At 66.8% G+C, this 16,278-nt stretch carries 21 protein-coding genes; 7 read left to right on the top strand and 14 right to left on the bottom strand.

All coding sequences use genetic code 11. From position 1 onward, the window contains the following. Positions 1 to 2: 2 nt before the first annotated feature. Positions 3 to 1,115, bottom strand: coding sequence for a ribosome small subunit-dependent GTPase A (gene rsgA, locus K368_RS0117185; protein ID WP_245259610.1), 1,113 nt, complete (start codon positions 1,113 to 1,115; stop codon positions 3 to 5). 33 nt (positions 1,116 to 1,148) lie between these two features. Here rsgA and K368_RS0117180 point away from each other — a divergent pair, with 33 nt between their 5' ends. Continuing rightward, complete coding sequence (locus K368_RS0117180; protein ID WP_027173393.1) at positions 1,149 to 1,445, top strand: hypothetical protein; 297 nt, start codon at positions 1,149 to 1,151, stop codon at positions 1,443 to 1,445. 45 nt (positions 1,446 to 1,490) lie between these two features. Here K368_RS0117180 and K368_RS0117175 read toward each other — a convergent pair whose 3' ends face one another. After that, complete coding sequence (locus K368_RS0117175; RefSeq protein WP_036266443.1) at positions 1,491 to 1,757, bottom strand: hypothetical protein; 267 nt, start codon at positions 1,755 to 1,757, stop codon at positions 1,491 to 1,493. 350 nt (positions 1,758 to 2,107) lie between these two features. On the opposite strand from K368_RS0117175, the gene K368_RS27470 reads away from it, so the two are divergent. After that, positions 2,108 to 2,416 carry a hypothetical protein gene (locus K368_RS27470; RefSeq protein ID WP_245259609.1) on the top strand — a complete coding sequence of 103 codons (309 nt, stop codon included), beginning with the start codon at positions 2,108 to 2,110 and terminating at the stop codon, positions 2,414 to 2,416. Between the two features lie 130 nt (positions 2,417 to 2,546). Continuing rightward, a complete protein-coding gene (locus K368_RS27620) occupies positions 2,547 to 2,669 on the top strand; it encodes a hypothetical protein (protein ID WP_280940241.1) in 123 nt (40 codons plus the stop codon). Positions 2,670 to 2,728: 59 nt separating this feature from the next. Here the strand turns inward: K368_RS27620 and K368_RS0117160 are convergent, their stop codons facing one another. From K368_RS0117160 to K368_RS27120, 5 genes are all read right to left on the bottom strand, one after another. Next, a complete protein-coding gene (locus K368_RS0117160; RefSeq protein WP_027173390.1) occupies positions 2,729 to 2,989 on the bottom strand; it encodes a hypothetical protein in 261 nt (86 codons plus the stop codon). A 464-nt stretch (positions 2,990 to 3,453) separates the two neighbouring features. Next, positions 3,454 to 4,335 (bottom strand): aldo/keto reductase family oxidoreductase, encoded by an 882-nt coding sequence (locus tag K368_RS0117155; RefSeq protein WP_027173389.1) that lies wholly within the window; start codon positions 4,333 to 4,335, stop codon positions 3,454 to 3,456. Positions 4,336 to 4,517: 182 nt separating this feature from the next. Next, entirely contained in the window at positions 4,518 to 5,621 is a 1,104-nt protein-coding gene (locus K368_RS0117150; RefSeq protein ID WP_027173388.1) for a helix-turn-helix transcriptional regulator, read from the bottom strand. A 381-nt stretch (positions 5,622 to 6,002) separates the two neighbouring features. After that, complete coding sequence (locus K368_RS0117145) at positions 6,003 to 6,326, bottom strand: hypothetical protein (RefSeq protein WP_027173387.1); 324 nt, start codon at positions 6,324 to 6,326, stop codon at positions 6,003 to 6,005. Positions 6,327 to 6,563: 237 nt separating this feature from the next. Continuing rightward, the gene (locus tag K368_RS27120) at positions 6,564 to 6,716 is read right to left on the bottom strand and encodes a hypothetical protein (protein ID WP_197031031.1); all 153 of its coding nucleotides are present in this window, start codon (positions 6,714 to 6,716) and stop codon (positions 6,564 to 6,566) included. Between the two features lie 242 nt (positions 6,717 to 6,958). Between K368_RS27120 and K368_RS0117135 the strand changes: the two genes are divergently transcribed. Continuing rightward, positions 6,959 to 7,174, top strand: coding sequence for a LuxR C-terminal-related transcriptional regulator (locus K368_RS0117135; protein ID WP_027173386.1), 216 nt, complete (start codon positions 6,959 to 6,961; stop codon positions 7,172 to 7,174). Between the two features lie 112 nt (positions 7,175 to 7,286). Here K368_RS0117135 and pqqA read toward each other — a convergent pair whose 3' ends face one another. The 3 genes from pqqA to K368_RS0117120 all read right to left on the bottom strand — a co-directional run bounded on the left by pqqA (position 7,287) and on the right by K368_RS0117120 (position 8,642). Next, positions 7,287 to 7,376 (bottom strand): pyrroloquinoline quinone precursor peptide PqqA, encoded by a 90-nt coding sequence (gene pqqA / locus K368_RS24965; RefSeq protein ID WP_018043773.1) that lies wholly within the window; start codon positions 7,374 to 7,376, stop codon positions 7,287 to 7,289. Between the two features lie 183 nt (positions 7,377 to 7,559). After that, a complete protein-coding gene (locus K368_RS0117125) occupies positions 7,560 to 8,375 on the bottom strand; it encodes a shikimate 5-dehydrogenase (protein WP_027173385.1) in 816 nt (271 codons plus the stop codon). A gap of 84 nt (positions 8,376 to 8,459) precedes the next feature. After that, on the bottom strand, positions 8,460 to 8,642 hold the full coding sequence (locus tag K368_RS0117120; RefSeq protein WP_155935226.1) for a hypothetical protein: 183 nt from the start codon (positions 8,640 to 8,642) through the stop codon (positions 8,460 to 8,462). A gap of 526 nt (positions 8,643 to 9,168) precedes the next feature. On the opposite strand from K368_RS0117120, the gene K368_RS0117115 reads away from it, so the two are divergent. Continuing rightward, complete coding sequence (locus K368_RS0117115) at positions 9,169 to 9,672, top strand: ferritin-like domain-containing protein (protein ID WP_027173383.1); 504 nt, start codon at positions 9,169 to 9,171, stop codon at positions 9,670 to 9,672. 42 nt (positions 9,673 to 9,714) lie between these two features. Here K368_RS0117115 and K368_RS0117110 read toward each other — a convergent pair whose 3' ends face one another. The 3 genes from K368_RS0117110 to K368_RS0117100 form a co-directional block, all read right to left on the bottom strand. Continuing rightward, a complete protein-coding gene (locus tag K368_RS0117110; RefSeq protein ID WP_027173382.1) occupies positions 9,715 to 11,043 on the bottom strand; it encodes an LLM class flavin-dependent oxidoreductase in 1,329 nt (442 codons plus the stop codon). Positions 11,044 to 11,161: 118 nt separating this feature from the next. Beyond that, on the bottom strand, positions 11,162 to 12,352 hold the full coding sequence (locus K368_RS0117105) for a GNAT family N-acetyltransferase (RefSeq protein ID WP_027173381.1): 1,191 nt from the start codon (positions 12,350 to 12,352) through the stop codon (positions 11,162 to 11,164). Continuing rightward, a complete protein-coding gene (locus tag K368_RS0117100) occupies positions 12,349 to 13,281 on the bottom strand; it encodes a hypothetical protein (protein WP_027173380.1) in 933 nt (310 codons plus the stop codon). Before K368_RS0117100 ends, K368_RS0117105 begins: the two co-directional genes overlap by 4 nt. 286 nt (positions 13,282 to 13,567) lie before the next feature. On the opposite strand from K368_RS0117100, the gene K368_RS0117095 reads away from it, so the two are divergent. Both K368_RS0117095 and K368_RS26830 read left to right on the top strand, forming a co-directional pair. Beyond that, entirely contained in the window at positions 13,568 to 14,680 is a 1,113-nt protein-coding gene (locus K368_RS0117095; RefSeq protein WP_245259608.1) for a hypothetical protein, read from the top strand. Between the two features lie 58 nt (positions 14,681 to 14,738). Further along, positions 14,739 to 14,900 carry a hypothetical protein gene (locus K368_RS26830; protein WP_155935224.1) on the top strand — a complete coding sequence of 54 codons (162 nt, stop codon included), beginning with the start codon at positions 14,739 to 14,741 and terminating at the stop codon, positions 14,898 to 14,900. 28 nt (positions 14,901 to 14,928) lie between these two features. On the opposite strand, the gene K368_RS0117085 is transcribed toward K368_RS26830, so the two are convergent. Further along, positions 14,929 to 16,266, bottom strand: a complete 1,338-nt coding sequence (locus K368_RS0117085; protein ID WP_027173378.1) for an O-antigen ligase — start codon at positions 16,264 to 16,266, stop codon at positions 14,929 to 14,931. Between the last annotated feature and the right edge of the window lie 12 nt (positions 16,267 to 16,278).

The raw sequence follows: 16,278 nt of genomic DNA, 5'->3' as shown, positions 1-16,278 counted from the left end.
GGTCAGCGCCGACGGCTGCCGCGCGATCCGGTGACAACCGGGGTGTTGGTCCGGTTCTCGTCGAGGAGCTTGCGCCACCGGGTCAGGCGTTCGGGATCGAGCGCGCCCTCCGCGACGGCGGCCTGAACCGCGCAGCCGGGCTCGTGGGCATGAGTGCAGTCGCGGAACCGGCAGGAGGGAGCCAGCTCGACGATCTCGGCGAACAGCGTGTCGATACCCTCCGCAGCGTCGCTCACATGCAGCGTGCGCATCCCCGGCGTATCGATGACCCAGCCGCCGCCCGCGATGGCATGGAGGGAGCGTGACGTGGTGGTGTGACGACCCTTGGCGTCGTGTTCGCGGATTCCGCCGGTTTCCTGGGGGAGGTCCTGGTCCGGGCCGGCGAGCGTGTTGACCAGGGTCGATTTCCCCACCCCCGAGGAGCCGACGACCGCCACGGTGAGACCCTCGCCGCACCAGGGGGCGAGGAGCGTCACGGCGGCGGGGAGACGCGGATTGACCGTCACGACGGCGAGGTCGCGCTGCAGGCCCGCGGCCTGCCGCCGGTAGGCCTCGGCATCGGGCGCCATGTCGGCCTTGGTGAGGACGATGACGGGATTCGTGCCCCCCTGGTTGGCGAGCGCCAGGTAGCGCTCCAGCCGGGCGATGTTGAAATCGGCGTTGCACGACGTGACGACGAAGAGGGTATCGACATTGGCCGCGGCCAGCTGCAGCGGGCCTCCGCCTTCGTTGCGTCGTTGCAGCACGCTCCTGCGCGACAGTCGGCGGCGCATCGTTCCGGTCTCGGCCTCGACCAGGACCCAATCCCCCACGGCGAAATCGCCGGTCTGGGTATGGACCGGGAGCACGAGCCCCACCGGCCCCGTGAGGGACAGGGCGGTCAGGCGGGAGCGGTGAACCGTCGCGATCCGCATGGGCACGAGACCGGCCTCGGCCGGTTCACGTTGCTCCTCGAAGAAATCGGACCATCCGAGACGGGAGGGCCGCAGGGGATGGGAGTTGCTGAGATCATCGGTCACCGGCCAGCCATGACAGGGCCTTGGCGGATTGACCAGCGCCCCACCTGTCTTCCGGCGCCGGTCCTCTTGCTCCCCGGCGGCAAGGTGCCCGATCATCGCCGTACCGGATTCGAGGGGATGGGTGAGGCGATGTCGAAGCTGGATGAGAAACGCGAGGAGATCGCGGCCCTGATCGCGGCGGAGCTCGGCCTCGGCGACCCGGCCGGATTGAGCGAGGCGGACCGCGCGGCCGTCGGCCGGCAGACCTCGGAGGCGATCGAGGGCTGCGCCCTCGAGACGGATGCGCCGGCCGATGGCAAGGAGGCGGGCACGCCGCTCCGGCAGCGGCTGCGGGAGTACCGCGCCCTGCTGGAGTTGCGGACGGACGAGGCGGATGCCCGGCTTGCCGAAGAGGGCGAGGTGTTCGGCCGCGAAGACGATGCCTGAATCTTTTCGCACCGGACCCAGTGGCGTCGGGGAATCGTCCTACGCCTATGTCCGCGAGGGCAGGCCGTTCGCGACGGCCCCGCCCGACGTGTCGAGCTTGGCCCGGCACCCTGCCGCGTAGACATTGTGCGGCCGGCTGCCGACCTCGCGCTGCCAGCGGCAGGTTTGCGTCAGACTCAGATAGACATCCAGGGTCGAGGCGTGATCGCCGAAACGCTCGCGCAGGCGGGCGACACGATAGACGCCACGGCGCCCGCAGGGACCGCAGGCTATGACCAGATGCGAGGCCCTCACGTCGCAGAGGCGCTCCATGTCAGGCCTCCGACAGGGGCGATGCGCCCCGCGCGCCCCTCGATGACGGGGCGGCCATGGCCCTCGCCATCCATTCCTCTCCTGCTACGGCATTCACAGATCTCGCGGGATGCGCGGGTCCCCTTTCCTTCCAGGAGAGGGGGCTTGTCGCGCCTCGAGTCGAACCCTCTTGGATAGAGCGAACAGCCGTCGAGCAGAGGTGTGAATCCAGTAGCCTCTCCTGTCGGGCAGGCCTCGACGGCACAGGCGAGAGGGCCGCAGGCGATCCGCGCCATAGGGGTCGACAGCATGGTGGACACTCCGCGAGTAAGAACATATAGTGAACATAGAGTTCAAGCGCGGAGGTCAAGATGCAGACGGCCGACCTGTGGATATCGGGGAATCTCGCTCCTGCCGGCCTGCCCTCGGGCATGTCGAGGCGGGCGAGTGCCGGTTCGGCGGCAAGCGCGCCGTCGCCCCGCACGAGCGGAGACCGGACCATGCATTTCGACGTGCTGGAGGAGCGGGTCGGGCGCTGGGGCTGGTCCCTGCGCGACGCCTACGGCCAGGAGGTCGCTCGTTCTCCGATGCCGTATCCGAGCCGGGTCCAGGCCTCGGCGGCGGCCCTGGCCTTTTCCCAGCTCGTTGCCTACGCCGGCAAGCAGATGCGCCGGCCCTGAGGCCGGACGGCGAAGGTCTGCCGTATCCGAATTCTCGCGCGGTTCAATCGGGCGAATGAGGAATCGGCTCCCTCCCATAGCGGATGTCGCCGCATGGGAAGGAGCCGATCCGTACCGCGGATTTAGAACGATGAGCTACGAACTCATCAGGATATTGGCGGAGCCAACGATGGTTGCTGCGAACATCACCGATGCGACGCCGACCATGAAGTATGAAAACACTTTCAGCATTGATGCCAAAGAACTGTCCTGACTGGTTTGTGCCGGGCCTCGGTGAGCCAGATCTATGGTCCGGCTCATCGAGGCTTGAGATCAGCAGCGGCTTCCGCCGGACGTCTGGCCATATTGCATGACCTCGCGGGTCTGCTGGTTGGCGTTGCCCTCGGCTGCCGAACTCATCGGACAACCGAACGACGAGGGAGCCCGACGATCGGCCTGGATCGAATGGGTGGTGTCGACGTCATAGGGGTTGAACGTGGTGTAACGCGAAGGGCGCTCCATCGCCGTCGTGGGCGAGATCGAGGCCAGTCCCATGACGAGGGCGGTCGAGAGGGCGGCAATGTAAGTCTTCATGTGAGCAACAGCTTTCTTGTCTTGTGAAGCCGCCGCGTCTTGGCTGCTTCTTCTGCATGAAGCCAATATGAAGTAATAATCTCCTCTGTGGCGTGTCGGCACGCACATGACGCCGTGGATTAAAGATGCCGAACAGGTAAGATTGATTGATATAACAAATACCATCGCTTTGTGCTTTGGCGCAACAAGCACAGTGAAGGGTGTTGTTGTTATAATCCCTCCCTGTCTCGGGAATGAGTGTCGCAGGGTCATCCGTGACGGAAGTGCTTGTGCCGACAGCCTGATATCGAGACAGGCCGTTCCGGTCGCTTCGATCCGGGACATCGGATTCCGGGGCGTGGAGCGCCTCCCCTTCCCTGCCGCGACGTCCCCCGCCGTTCGATATGCCCAGGCGCGATCATCGGGGACGAGCTTTGCCCCCGATGATCCTTTCGTCACCCGGCCGAGGACGCTTCGTCGCCGCGTCAGCCTTCCTCGGACCGGGGGGCGATGCGGTCTAGCGCCGCCATCGTGTCGTCCGACAGGTCGAGCTCCGTCGCGGCCAGGTTCTCGCGCAGGTGCTCGACCGACGACGTGCCGGGGATCAGCAGGATGTTGGGAGAGCGGCGCAGCAGCCAGGCCAGGGCCACCTGCATCGGTGTCGCGCCGAGCCCTTCGGCGACCGTGCTCAGGGTCGTCGATTGGATCGGGCTGAAGCCGCCTAGGGGGAAGAACGGGACATAGGCGGTGCCGGATGCCGCCAGATCGTCGATCAGCGCGTCGTCGGCCCGATGCGCCAGATTGTACTGGTTCTGGACGCAGACGATCGTCGCGATGGATCGGCTCTCCGCCACCTGCCGTGCCGTCACGTTGCTGAGCCCGATCCGGCGGACGAGTCCCTGGCGCTGGAGATCGGCGAGGACGGAGAGCGGCGCTTCGATGGAGCCCTCGGCCGGTCCATGCACGTCGAGCATGATCCTGAGATTGACGACGTCGAGAGCCTCGACGCCGAGGTTGCGCAGGTTGTCATGGACAGCACCCGTGAGGTCCGCAGCGGAGAAGGCCGGGTTCCAGGAGGCGTCGGCACCACGCCTGGCTCCGATCTTGGTGACGATCACGAGGTCGTCGGGATAGGGGTGGAGTGCTTCGCGGATGATCTGGTTGGTGATGTGCGGTCCATAGAAGTCGCTGGTGTCGATATGGTCGACGCCGCGCGCGACCGCTTCGCGCAGCACCGCGATGGCCCCGGCCCGATCCTTCGGTGGGCCGAAGACACCGGGACCCGCCAATTGCATCGCGCCGTAGCCCAGGCGCTTCACCGTGCGGTCTCCGAGGGCATAGGTCCCGGCTCGTGCGATATCGGTCATGCATCTCGCTCCTGTGTGAGGGGCGGGAGTGTAGAACCTCGTGATCGGCCTGGTAATACGCCCCCCTCCGCACGGGGTGCGCGATAGGGCGAACGGGTCGCGGGATGTCATCGCAGCCTCGCAAGATCCCCCATCGGCCAAAGGATCTCGCCCGCCAAGATCAGGGGTGGTTTGTCTTGAGGCTAGAGCCCGAAATGCCGGCTCAGGACGATCATCAGTTCTGTCTGACTGTCCGTGTCGGTTTTGACGAAGATCTTCTTCAGATGCGTCCGTGTCGTATGGATCGACATGCCGAGCCTGTCGGCGCATTCCTTGGTGCTGTGGCCGGCGAGCAGGCTGTGGCACAGCTCGGCTTCCCGTGGCGTGAGCCCGTACGACGTCTTGAGGACATCGCCGTCGAGGTCCCCGCTTTCGTTGAGATCCGTGATCGTCAGAATGGCCCGGCAGCCGTCGAAATACTCCAGGCCTGCCTTGCGGAGCGGCTGGGCACGAAGGGTGAGGGGCCGCTTGCCCACCCTGCGGACGACGACCGGCGCCCGGGACAGTGAGACACCCTTCGGATCCGACCAGATGGCGGCGGCGACATGCGCGCGAAGCCGGGCCGTGGCCTGCGCATCGGAAGGAACGACGAGTTCCCCCAGCCGCACGTTCAGATCGGGTCCGAACAGTCGCTCCGCGCTGCTGCTCGCCTGCAGCACCCGTCCCGTCCTGTCGAGGAGCAGGCTCGGACTGCGGACCGTTTCCAGGGCGTCGGCGATGCCCGTGAGGCGCGCCTCGCCGAGGCTATGGGCCAGTTGCGCGGCTCGGTTGAGGGGGGCGATGAGGCGCCGCAAGGCGATCTGGTCGTCCAACGTATAGGGCCCCTGCTGGATGGTCCGCTGCATCATCATCACCCAGGCATCATCGCCCGCCTGGACCATCAGTCCGGCGGACCACTGAAAGCCGTGGCTGTGCAAGTAATCGGCATAGAACGGCTCGGATCGCATCGCGTCCGGCGTGGCATAGTCCTGGTCGACGAACATGCCGGTCCTGAGAAGCTTGGGGACGCCTCTCACGCGGTAGTCGTTCTTCGACCAGCCATCGCGAAAATATCCGTCGGCCAAGCCGTCGAGACTGGCGCTCATCGGCAGGCCGGGCACGCGCCCCTTCAGCGGGATCGCGACGACCCCCCTCGCGCCTGTCGCGGTCGCGATCCTGGAGACCGCGTTGTCCCAGTCATGAGATTGAAGCGCGGACGTAACGAGCGAGTCTTCGATGTCCTGCAGAGTCTCGTCGGCGAGAAACATCTCAACCCTTCAGCGATACGGAACGCTCCCGCGCAGCGCCGCACACTATCGACGATAGGCAGGACTAACCTGACCGGATCGGATTTGAAAGCCCGACGTGTTCTATCCGCATGAAGAGGCAGATATGATCCGCAAATGCAGTATAAGTCGATTGGCTGCAACGGTCGTCCGGCGTTCATTATTGAGCCGGGACCATGTCCGGATCGGCTGCCGGATCGTCGTTCGGTAAGATCTCATGAGCGATCGACGATCGATGCGCGCCACAGCACGGGCGAACGCGTCGAACGGAATCCATCCGCCCCTATCCATGCCGCCCGCTCCGCCGTCTTCGAGGGGATCGGGGCGGGGGGCCATGCCTCGTCTTGCGGTCCTGTCCCGCGATCAGGCCGGCTCGTAGGCCGTTGCAGACAGGCGGGTGGTGTCCGAAGCCGTGTCCTGCGAGGGGGCACCCAAGGGGCCGGCATGAAGCCGGGCGATCAGTCGTGCCATGTCCTCGGGCAGGTCGGCGGCGCATTCGAGGCCGAAGGCGAGGTCGAGGGCGGGCATCGTGCTGCGCAGGAAAGCGTGGGACGCCTCCGCGCCGGGACGGGGCGGCGGCGATGACGGGATGTGCAGGACAGGCGTGCCGAGGGTGGTTGTGGGCAGAGCGAGCATGGCTTCCACGGAGGTGCGCGACGCGCCTTGCGCGATCCCGCCGCCGGGCATTCGCGGCGGCCTCTCCCGTAAGGCCGCCCAAGCTAGACCGTACCGGTTGAACCGTAGCTGAAGGGCGACCGCCGCCCGTGCCGCCGCCCGTGCCGATCCATCACCGTTCGGCCGCCCCATCGGCGGTGAGTGCCGGTGACCCGGCAGAGCGGAAAACGAGAGGACGTCGCCCCGGAAGTTCGATGATCCCGGACCTCACGGGGACGGGACACGCGATACCGCGATCCTACATCGGGATCAGATGTAGTGCCGGAAGACGACCTGACTCTGGGGTTCCTTCGTCTTGTCACGCTCGCATCCGTCCACCGTAGGGCGGGTCTGGATCAGGGATGCCGGCATGACCAGCGTGACGAGGGCGAGGAGCCAGCGGAAGGGACGTGCAACGGTCATGTCGGGTTCCTGGGCTGGGTCGCGGTCGGATCGTCACCTTGAGATCATGCGCCTGTGGCGGCTGAATGGTTCATGGCTGGCCGCGATCCGTTTCGCTGTGCCGGCGCGCACATCGGCTCGACCTCCCTGTCACGGCATCGGCGTCAGCGGCGGTGCCACCATGCCGAGACCCCGAGCGCGATGGACCGCCGCCGGCCCTGGTCTCCATTGCTCCGCAGCTCGAGCAACCGGGCCTGACGCAGATGCAGGATCTGGTGGCGATGGCCACCGGCCGGGAAAGCTCGCCCCGGGAGGCGGCGGAATCGCTCGCGATCCGGGAGGGCACCGTTCGGGTTCACCTGAAGGCGATCTTCGGCCGGCTCGGCCTCAGGCGTCAGAGCGAGCTCGCCATCATCGTCGCGTGCCTGAATGCCATCCTGAGCCGGCGGCGGGAGCGCGAGGCCGACATGCACCGCTGAGCGGCGCGGGCGTCGGATGGTGTCTGAAACGCAAAAAGCCGCCCGGAGGCGGCTCGTCGCGGAGAGGTGAGTCTCATGTCATGCACTGGAAGCTCGATAGCTTCCCGCCACCTTAGTTGAAGGTGTCGATCTCAGCCGACTCGTAGCTGGTGACTTCCATGCCGACACACACTTCCTGAACGACGGGGGCAGTCCAAGCCATAATGTTTCTCCTGCGTTGCAAGTCTTCTTTGGAAGACATCTCGGTTGCGCGTGATCGCTGCGCTTGAGAGATACCTATTGCCCGCCCCCCGCCAAAGCAAGCCGAAAGACGGAAATATCCTGCAGGATTCCCTTAGTTTTCTCTCATGGAACGGGGCATGAGCCCTCATGAGTAGAGAACGCATCAGGTTTGGGCGAAGGCCGCGGCGTCGGCGACCTGATCCTCACCCGGAATCCGACCGGTATACAGGACGAACTGCTCCAAGGCCTGCAGCACCACCACCTCGTGGCCGGTGATGAGGCGCTTTCCCAGGCCTTCGGCAGCGCGCAGGAAGGGCGTCGTCGAGGGCAGTGCAACCACGTCGAAGGCGATGGTGCTGGCAGCGATCTGAGGGGCGGGGAAGGCGAGGGCATCGGCCTCCGGTCCTTCCATGCCCAGGGGCGTGACGTTGATGAGGAGTGGGGCCTGCGCCTCGCCGATCTCGGGGCGCCAGCCATAGCCATGACTCTCCGCCAGGGCTCGTCCGGCCGGCTCGTTGCGTGCGACGAGCGTACCGTTCGGGAAACCCGCATCACGCAGGGCTGCGACGACGGCCTTGGCCATGCCGCCGGACCCGCGCAGGAGGAACGGTGTTCGCGGATCGACGCCGTGCTTCTCGATGAGGAGGCGGATGGCGATGTAGTCGGTATTGTAGCCGGTGAGGCGCCCGGCCTCGTTTACCACCGTATTGACGCTGTCGATGGCCGCCGCCGAGGCTTCGAGCTCGTCGAGAAGCGGGATCACGGCCTCCTTGAACGGCATGGAGATCGCGCAACCGCGAATGCCCAAGGCCCGTATGCCACCGATCGCGGCGGGTAGGTCGGTGGTGGTGAAGGCCTTGTAGACGTAGTCGAGCCCCATGAGCTCGTAGAGCCGGTTGTGGAAGCGCGACCCGAAATGGCCCGGTCGTCCCGACAGGGACATGCACAACGTGGTCTCGCGTCCGATCGGCGGCTTCATCGCGGTCTCCGGCTGGCCGGAGGCGCGGTTCGTCCCGCGTTCCGGCACCGGAGCGATACCATGTCCCGTGATGCGCCGCGCCCGTCAGACCTTCCGGTTCCGCCCGTCGTCCAGGATCGCCTGGGCATGATACCAGCTGTCGCCGAAATCCATCCTCGGCAACGCCATCGGCTGTGCAATGCGCCCTGCGAGGTCCACCACGGCATTGACGCTCTTGCGCGTGCCTGTCGAATAGGCACGTGCGGGTGATGCGTTCTTTCTGGGCACGAAAGCAAAGATTTCGGCCGAATTCCGAGGTGAGCTCAAAGTCATGATCCGACGTCTCCGATGGCTGCTGGGCGTTCATGCCCCCGACGTCTCGTGATGATATGAGCGGTGTCTGATATTTGCACCGGCTAAACGTGCGAAAAACAGTACATGCCGGTAATTCGAGCATGCCTTAATTTGTTTCATGCCTTCGAATGACGGTGTGCTGCCGTAGCCAAGCTCCTCAGGGGATCCCCTGCTCTATGCCGATCCGATTCTCCGGCACGACGCCCGCACGTCCGTGAGAGGGGCGCTGTCCATGGCGGCGCCGAGACGAATCTCAACCTCTGCCGCCTCATGTCGCTTGGAACCATCGCGGCGTGAATCTCTTGATCCGGCCTAGCAAGCGCGCGCCGAAATCATGATTTCACCTGGATCGAACTTTGCCGTTTACGAATAGTTGCGGGGGAATGATCCAGGTTATTGGCGATGAAAGCGCGCTGATTCTGTTCGATGCGTCACGAACTCATTTACGGAGCAACGAATCATGGGCCTTTTCACCAAGGACATCCAGACCCTCGACGACCTGTTCGTGCACACCCTGCAGGACATCTATTACGCCGAGAACCAGATCACCAAGGCGCTGCCGAAGATGATCGCCAAGGCAACCGATCCGGAACTCAAGAGCGGGTTCGAGAAGCACCTCGCGGAAACCGAAGGCCAGATCCAGCGCCTGGAGAGGGTCTTCGAGATGCATGGCCATACCCCGAAGGCGGTGACCTGTCCGGCCATCGACGGCATCATCAAGGAGACCAACGAAGTCTCCGGTGAGATCGGCGACAAGACTGTGCTCGATGCCGCCCTCATCGCCTGCGCCCAGGCGGTGGAGCATTACGAGATCACGCGCTACGGCACCCTCGTGGCCTGGGCCAAGCAGCTCGGCCGGGACGATTGCGCCGGCGTACTGCAGCAGACCCTGGACGAGGAGCGTGCCACCGACGAGCGCCTGACGCGCCTGGCCGAGGGGCAGGTCAACCGCCGCGCCGCCTGATCCGATGAGGCCGCCCTACCCGCTCGGAGGGCGGCCTGTCCGTCAGGCCGGGAAGAACCGGTTGGCCGGGCGCGGCAGGCCGAGATGGTCGCGTAGGGTCGTCCCCTCGTATTCGGTGCGGAACAGGCCCCGGCGCCGGAGTTCGGGCACCAGGGTGTCGACTACGTCGTGGAGCCCTTCCGGAACGAACGGGAACATGACGTTGAAGCCGTCGCAAGCGCGGCCGTGGAGCCATTCCTCCATCTCGTCCGCCACCTGCCCGGGCGTGCCCACCATGGTGAGCCCGCCATAGCCGCCTACCCGCTGGGCGAGTTCCCGCACCGTCGCCCCGGTCTTGCGGGCATAGCCGACGATCTGGGCCTGGGAGCTCTTGCTGGCGTTGGTCTCGGGGATCTCGGGCAGGGGCGCGTCGAGGTCGAAGCCCGAGGCATCGACGCCGAGGCGCACGGAGAGGTTGGCGATCCCGCTGTCGGTGGGCACCAGGGCGTCGAGCCGCGCCTTCTTGGCCTCGGCTTCCTCCCGCGTCGCGCCGAGGACGATGAAGGCGCCTGGCAGGATCTTAAGATGGTCGGGGTCGCGGCCGAGGGCCGGCATCCTGCCTTTCACGTCGGCGTAGAAGTCCTGGGCGGCGGCGAGTTTCGAGGCGGAGCCGAACACCACCTCGGCGGTCGCGGCGGCGATCTGGCGCCCGGCCTCCGATGCGCCGGCCTGGACGATCACCGGCCAGCCCTGGACTGGGCGTGCGATGTTGAGCGGCCCCTTCACCTTCAGGAACTCGCCGGCATGGTCGAGGACGTGGAGCTTGTCGGGGTCGAAATAGACTCCCTCCTCCACGTCGCGGACGAAGGCGTCGTCGGCCCAGGAATCCCACAGGCCGGTGACCACGTCGAAGAACTCGCGGGCGCGGGCATAGCGGACCGCGTGGTCGAGATGGGCGTCGCGGCCGAAATTCAGGGCCTCGTCCGGGTTGCCGGAGGTGACGAGGTTCCAGCCGGCGCGGCCGTTCGAGATATGGTCGAGGGAGGCGAACTTCCGGGCCACATGATAGGGCTCGTTATAGGTCGTGGAGGCCGTGGCGATGAGCCCGATCCGCTCGGTGACGGCGGCCAGCGCCGGCAGCAGGGTCATCGGGTCGAAGGAGGTCACGGTGGCGCTGCGCTTCAGCGCGGCCATGGGCATGTTCATCACCGCCAGATGGTCGGCCATGAAGAACGCGTCGAACTTGGCCGCTTCCAGGCGCTGGGCGAAACGCTTGAGATGGGGAAAGCTGAAATTCGCGTCCGGATATCCGCCGGGATAGCGCCACCAGGCGGTGTGGATGCCGATCGGCCGCATGAAGGCGCCGAGATGCAGGCGACGAGGTTGGCTCATGCGGGGCTATCTCCGTCCGGCAGGTGAAAGCACGGCGTTGGCATACCGCAGCAGCGGGAGGATAGGGATCTGGTTTTTTTGCCAGGACAGGCAACGAACGCGCTGGGAAGCCACCCCTTCACGAACGGCGCTTCCGCCAGAGCAGGATGGCCCGGCAGGCGGCGTCCCGCACCCGCCGGTCGAGGGCGGGATAACGGCGCAGTGTCGCGACCAGCCTTGCCCGGGCCGCGCCCTTCAGGCCGCGCCAGCCGAGGGGCACGATGAGATCCACAAGCGGTAGGGGCTCGACCCCGAAACGGCGTTTGTAATCGTAGTCGCCGACGCTGAAATCGAACGAGCGGCAGCCCTCTCGATGGAGTGCCTCCATGGTCTTGTCGATCACGAGGCGGCCCGGCGAGCAGTTCGACCACCCCTCCCCGGCATTGCTGATGCGGATCATGACGTAGGTGTCGGCATCGCGGATGCCGAGCAGCGCGGCGACGACCTCGTCTCCCGCCATCAGGGCGCTGACGACGGCGTAGCCGCGGCCGAGGCCTCGTTCCACGAGACGACGGTAGAAGGCGTCGAACTCGGTCTCGTCGAGGCGGTAATCGGCGCCGATGCTGCGCATGCGCGCCTCCTGCTGGCGCGCCATCACCTCCAATACCCGCTGGGCCTCGTCCTGGTCGGTGACGATGCGGAAGGTCGTCTCCGGCTCGCGGGAGAACACCCGCCAGCTTCGCTCCAGTTCCTTGCGCACGGTCTTGGCGAGGCCGCGATGATAGGCGTCCCAATCCTCGCCCGTCCTGACCTCGTTGCCGCTCAGAGGGCACGGGCACGCTCCCCTGATCAGGGACAGCGGATTGGGCCCGTCGGCGAAGGCCGCCGGCATCTTGCGCAGGGAGAGAAGGTCGGCGCGGGGCAGCGCATGGCGGATCGCCCGCCACAGCCGCAGGGCGCCGGCATGGTCCCGCGGGGCCGCGGGGCCGAGGAGCGGCGCGTTGTAATCGGTGAGGCCGAGATCGGCGAAGGCGATGACGCGGCGCCGCCCGGTCTCGTCGATCACCAGGGGGAGATGCAGTGCGAGCGCGCCCGTCGCCTCGTCCCGCACCGTCACCGGGAGCGGCGTCAGCCCCACCCGGCCTCGAAGCGCTTCGTACCAGGTCTCGATCCAGGCCGGATCCTGGAAGGGCGTCGGCGCGCCCGTCCATCCGGGGACGTGTTCCGTCCAATCCGAGGCGATCGCCACCGCATAGCCCCGGGTGCCGAAGACGGACGTGTCCGGACTCGCGATGCCCCGGCGATCTGCCGCCGGCGCCGTATTCCTCACGCCGGAGCGGGGAGTTCGAGGATCTGGCCCGGACGGGCCGCATCGAGGCGGAAATCGACGGCGCGGCGGGCCGCGCGCTCCCTCTTCACCCAGGCGCTGTCGCGCAGCAGCTTCTGCATCACCGCCTTCGACCAGTAGCCCGGCCCGGTGATGGCGTGGCTCGCCGGCTCGCGCCCGAAGCGGTGGCGCAGCATGCCGTTGGCGAGGTTGACGATCTGCTTGCGGCGGATCGGCTCGTCCACGAAGGAGACCGTCATCGACACGTTGAGGCAGTCGAGATTCTCGACCCGGTGCGGCGCGTTGAGCGGCCAGCTCAGCATCTGGCCGGGCGACAGCTCCATCACCTGCGCATGGGCGTCGTACCAGGGCGCGTAGGGCATATCGACCTCCACATCGAAGAGGGCGATGTCTTCGAGATGACGCGGCGTCACGAAGGGCGGGGTCGAGGGATAGACGTAGACCCGCTTGGCGCCGATGATCTGCCACAGGTGCTGCCCCGGCAGGTCGGCATGATAATAGACCTGGGCGTTGGGCGACGAGATCAGGATGCCGCAGGTGGATTTCGCCGGGGAGAAGCCGGGAACGCGCCGGGCCAATTCCTCGAACATGGCGTCGAGCGTGGCGCGGTAGCGCCTGTCGACGGTCTCGACATTGCGCAGGTTGAGCCACATCCGCCCCTGGGCGATGGACTCGATCACCTGTGCGCCGGGAAGCCCCCCGGTCTCGCCCTCACGCCAGAACTTGCGCTGGCCGGCCGCGCCCATATGGACGAGGCTGTACTGGTCGCGGGGATAGGTATCGATCAGGTCTGCCAGGGCCTCCCGCGAGAACAGGGGGGATTGGTGCAGCCGATGCTCGAGCCGCAGGGGCCGGTGGCCCCAGAGGGCGCTGTGGGTCTCGTCCCAGGAGGTGAAGATCGGGTCGTTCATGATGACGGCCAATCCGTATCGTGTCCCGCCGCGCCATAAGGAGGCGGATCGTCCCCCTGCGGGATAGGATCGATCCATTTCCGGACACGATGTCCGATGATGTCGTGAGCCTTGCATCCATGGTGCCGGCAGGAAAGGGCCTGCACGAGAAAGGCGCTTGCCGGGAAGCACTTGCTGAAGACCCACTTGTCGAGAAAGTATGTGCCGGGATGCGTGTGCGAAAGTCTTTCGCAAGCGACGGCGGGGTAGGATCGGCGGGTCACATCCTCTTCCGGAACCTCGCCGCATGACGCAACGCCCTGGACCGGGAGACACGAAGGCGCCCTCCCTCTGCCTCCATCTCATGGGAACGGGGCATCCGCCCTGCGGCGTCGGCGATTTTGCGGGCCAGCTGGTGGAGGCGCTCAGGCTTCAGGAACAGCCTCAGGAGACCCTCGTCCTCGCGCCGGGCCGCATGCCGCTCGGCGAGATCTGGCGCGCCGTGGGGAAGAGCCGCGCGGTCATCGCCAACCTGCCCGTGGTGGCCTGGAAGCGGGCCCTTTCCGGGCCGCCTGCCGCCTTTGCCGTGGCGCTGCTGCGAGGTCGGCGGCGGGTCGCGATCTTGCACGAATGGGGCGGAATGCACCGCCTGCGCCGCCTCGTCCTGCGGCCGCTCCTGCTCCTCGCGGACACCGTCGTCCTGCTGTCGCCCCAGGTCCGGGACGAGCTCGCCGCCGATCCTGTGATCGGCCGTCTCGCCCGGCGGGCGGTGATGATGCCCCTGCCCCCGAACATCACGCGGCCCGAGGCCACCGTGCCGAGCGCCCTGTCCGAACGGATGCGCGCCGCCCGCGAGGAGGGGCGCCTCGTCCTCGGTCATTTCGGCTCGATCTATCCGGGCAAGCAGCCGGAGGCGATCCTCGACATCGCGGCCGGCCTGAAGGCGCGCGGCGCCGACCCACTCGTCGTTTTCATCGGTTCGTTCATCCGTGCCTCGGACGGGATCGAGGAGATCTTCCGGGCCAAGGTCGCGGCGCTCGGCCTCGCCGAGACCGTGGTGGTTTCCGGCTACGTCGCCTCGCCCGAGGAGCTGTTCGGCCTGTTCGACGAGGTCGACGCCTTCGTCTACGTGCTCCCCGAGGGCCTCACCGCGCGGCGCGCCAGCATCCTGGCCTGCGTCCAGGCCGGACGCCCGGTCATCGTCACAGAGCCGGCGCGCGCGGACGAGTTCGACCACCATCCGCGCTTCCGTGCTCTCCTGTCCGGCGGGGCCATCGTCCTCGCCCCGGGCGGGGCCGGACCGGAGACCTATGCCGATCTCGCCCTGGCCGCCTCGGCACGGCCGACGCTGCCCCCCGCCATCGACCGCAGGGTCTGGTTCGCTGATGCTGCCCGCAGCTTGAGGGACGCTCTCGGCTGACGGACCGAAGGTGCGAACCTTGCCCTTTCGCAGTGATCGAAAGGCAAGGAGACGCGCCATGACCCAATCTGACCCAAGCGACGTTCCGGAAATGAGCAAGTCCGACCGGTCCGGACACTGGGCGGTCGGCGGGCTGGTCGCCGGCTGTGTCGCGACCCTGCTCTGGTGCGGCCTGCTGATGACCCTCGGCGGCTGGGCCGTCGGGATCATCGAATTCTGACAGGCACCATCCCGAGGAGCGGGGCGGGTCAGGCGCTGCGGAACCGGGCGAGGTAATGCAGGCCGAAGACGGAGATAAGGAAGGTGACCCAGACCGGGTCTCCGCCATCGAAGAAGAAGCTCTCCATGCAGGAAAGAAGGAGTCCGAACAGCCAGATCTGCACGAACATCGTCGCCAGCGGGTCGGCCCGGCCCCGCGCCTCGATCTTCATCACGTCGCGCAAGGGAGCGACGACGACGATCGCGAGCACCAGGACGAGCCCTGGCAGGCCGAGGGTGACGGCGGTATCGAGGTAGCTGTTGTGGCTGTGCGAGGCGTATCCGGCCCAATTCGACCCGTCATCGGAGGCCGCGCGCACGGTGACGTTGTTCCAGAACGCGGAGAAGCCGTAGCCGGTGAGCGGGCGCGCCCCAAGGGCCTCGATGGCGAACTGCCAGACGTCGGTCCGGCCGGTGAAGGTGGAATCCACCGGCAGCAGCCGCACGAGGGCGGCCACGGGCTCGCTCACCACGGTGCCGACGCTGAACAGGTTGATCGCGAAGAGCGGAACCAGAGTGAGGAGGACGCGGCCCGCAAACGAGCGGATGACGGTGAAGAGCCCCGTGATCGCCAGCGCGGCCAGCAGGAGCGCCGTCGCGCTCTTGCCCTCCGAGCCGATGAGGAACAGCCCGGACAGGATGACGATGGCGCTGCCCGCCGTCACGAGCCCCGAACGCGCCACCGCGATGCCGATGAAGACCAGCATGGCCATGACCGCCGCGGCGCCGTTCTTATGGCCGAATACGCCGCGCCAATTGCCCGCGAGCATGGGTTCGACCACGTCCTTCGCCTGGTGGATGGCGAGGTCCGGCGCCAGTATCATGCCGAGATAGCAGGCGCCGAGCAGCACCAAGGACGCGATCGCCAGGAGGTTGCGCAGATCGTCGCGCGAGCGCGCCAGCAGCGGCAGGCAGGCCGCCGCCAGCATCACCGACCCTGCCAGGGTCAGGCGCTTGGCCGAGGTGACGGGATCCTGCGACAGCACGACGCTCAAGGCGAACCAGGCCCCCAGGCCCAGGAACGAGGGCGTTAGGAACGTGCGCAGGGCCCTGGCATGCGTCGGGAGCGTCAGGGCGAGGCACAGCAGCGCGAGAAGGCCGAAACTCGCATAGGTCAGGCCCTCGCGGCCCGTGGCGAGTTCCGAAACGTCCGGATTGCTCAGGTCCTGGAAGGGTCTGAGGGAGATCCAGGTCAGCAGCAGGAAGGCGAGGAAGGCGGCCTTGCGCCCGATGAGGCTGGCCGGCGTCTCGGAGAGCGCCGTCCGCACGCGCTGCCATCCCCCGGCGGCGGTCCCCGATGCCGGCAATCCGGACGCGCCCGTCCTCATCGGTTTCCCGCC

This window comes from Methylobacterium sp. 10 (assembly GCF_000519085.1).
Classification (GTDB): Bacteria; Pseudomonadota; Alphaproteobacteria; order Rhizobiales; family Beijerinckiaceae; genus Methylobacterium.
Note: the sequence above shows the minus strand (reverse complement) of the source record. Positions and strands in the feature narration are given on the sequence as shown.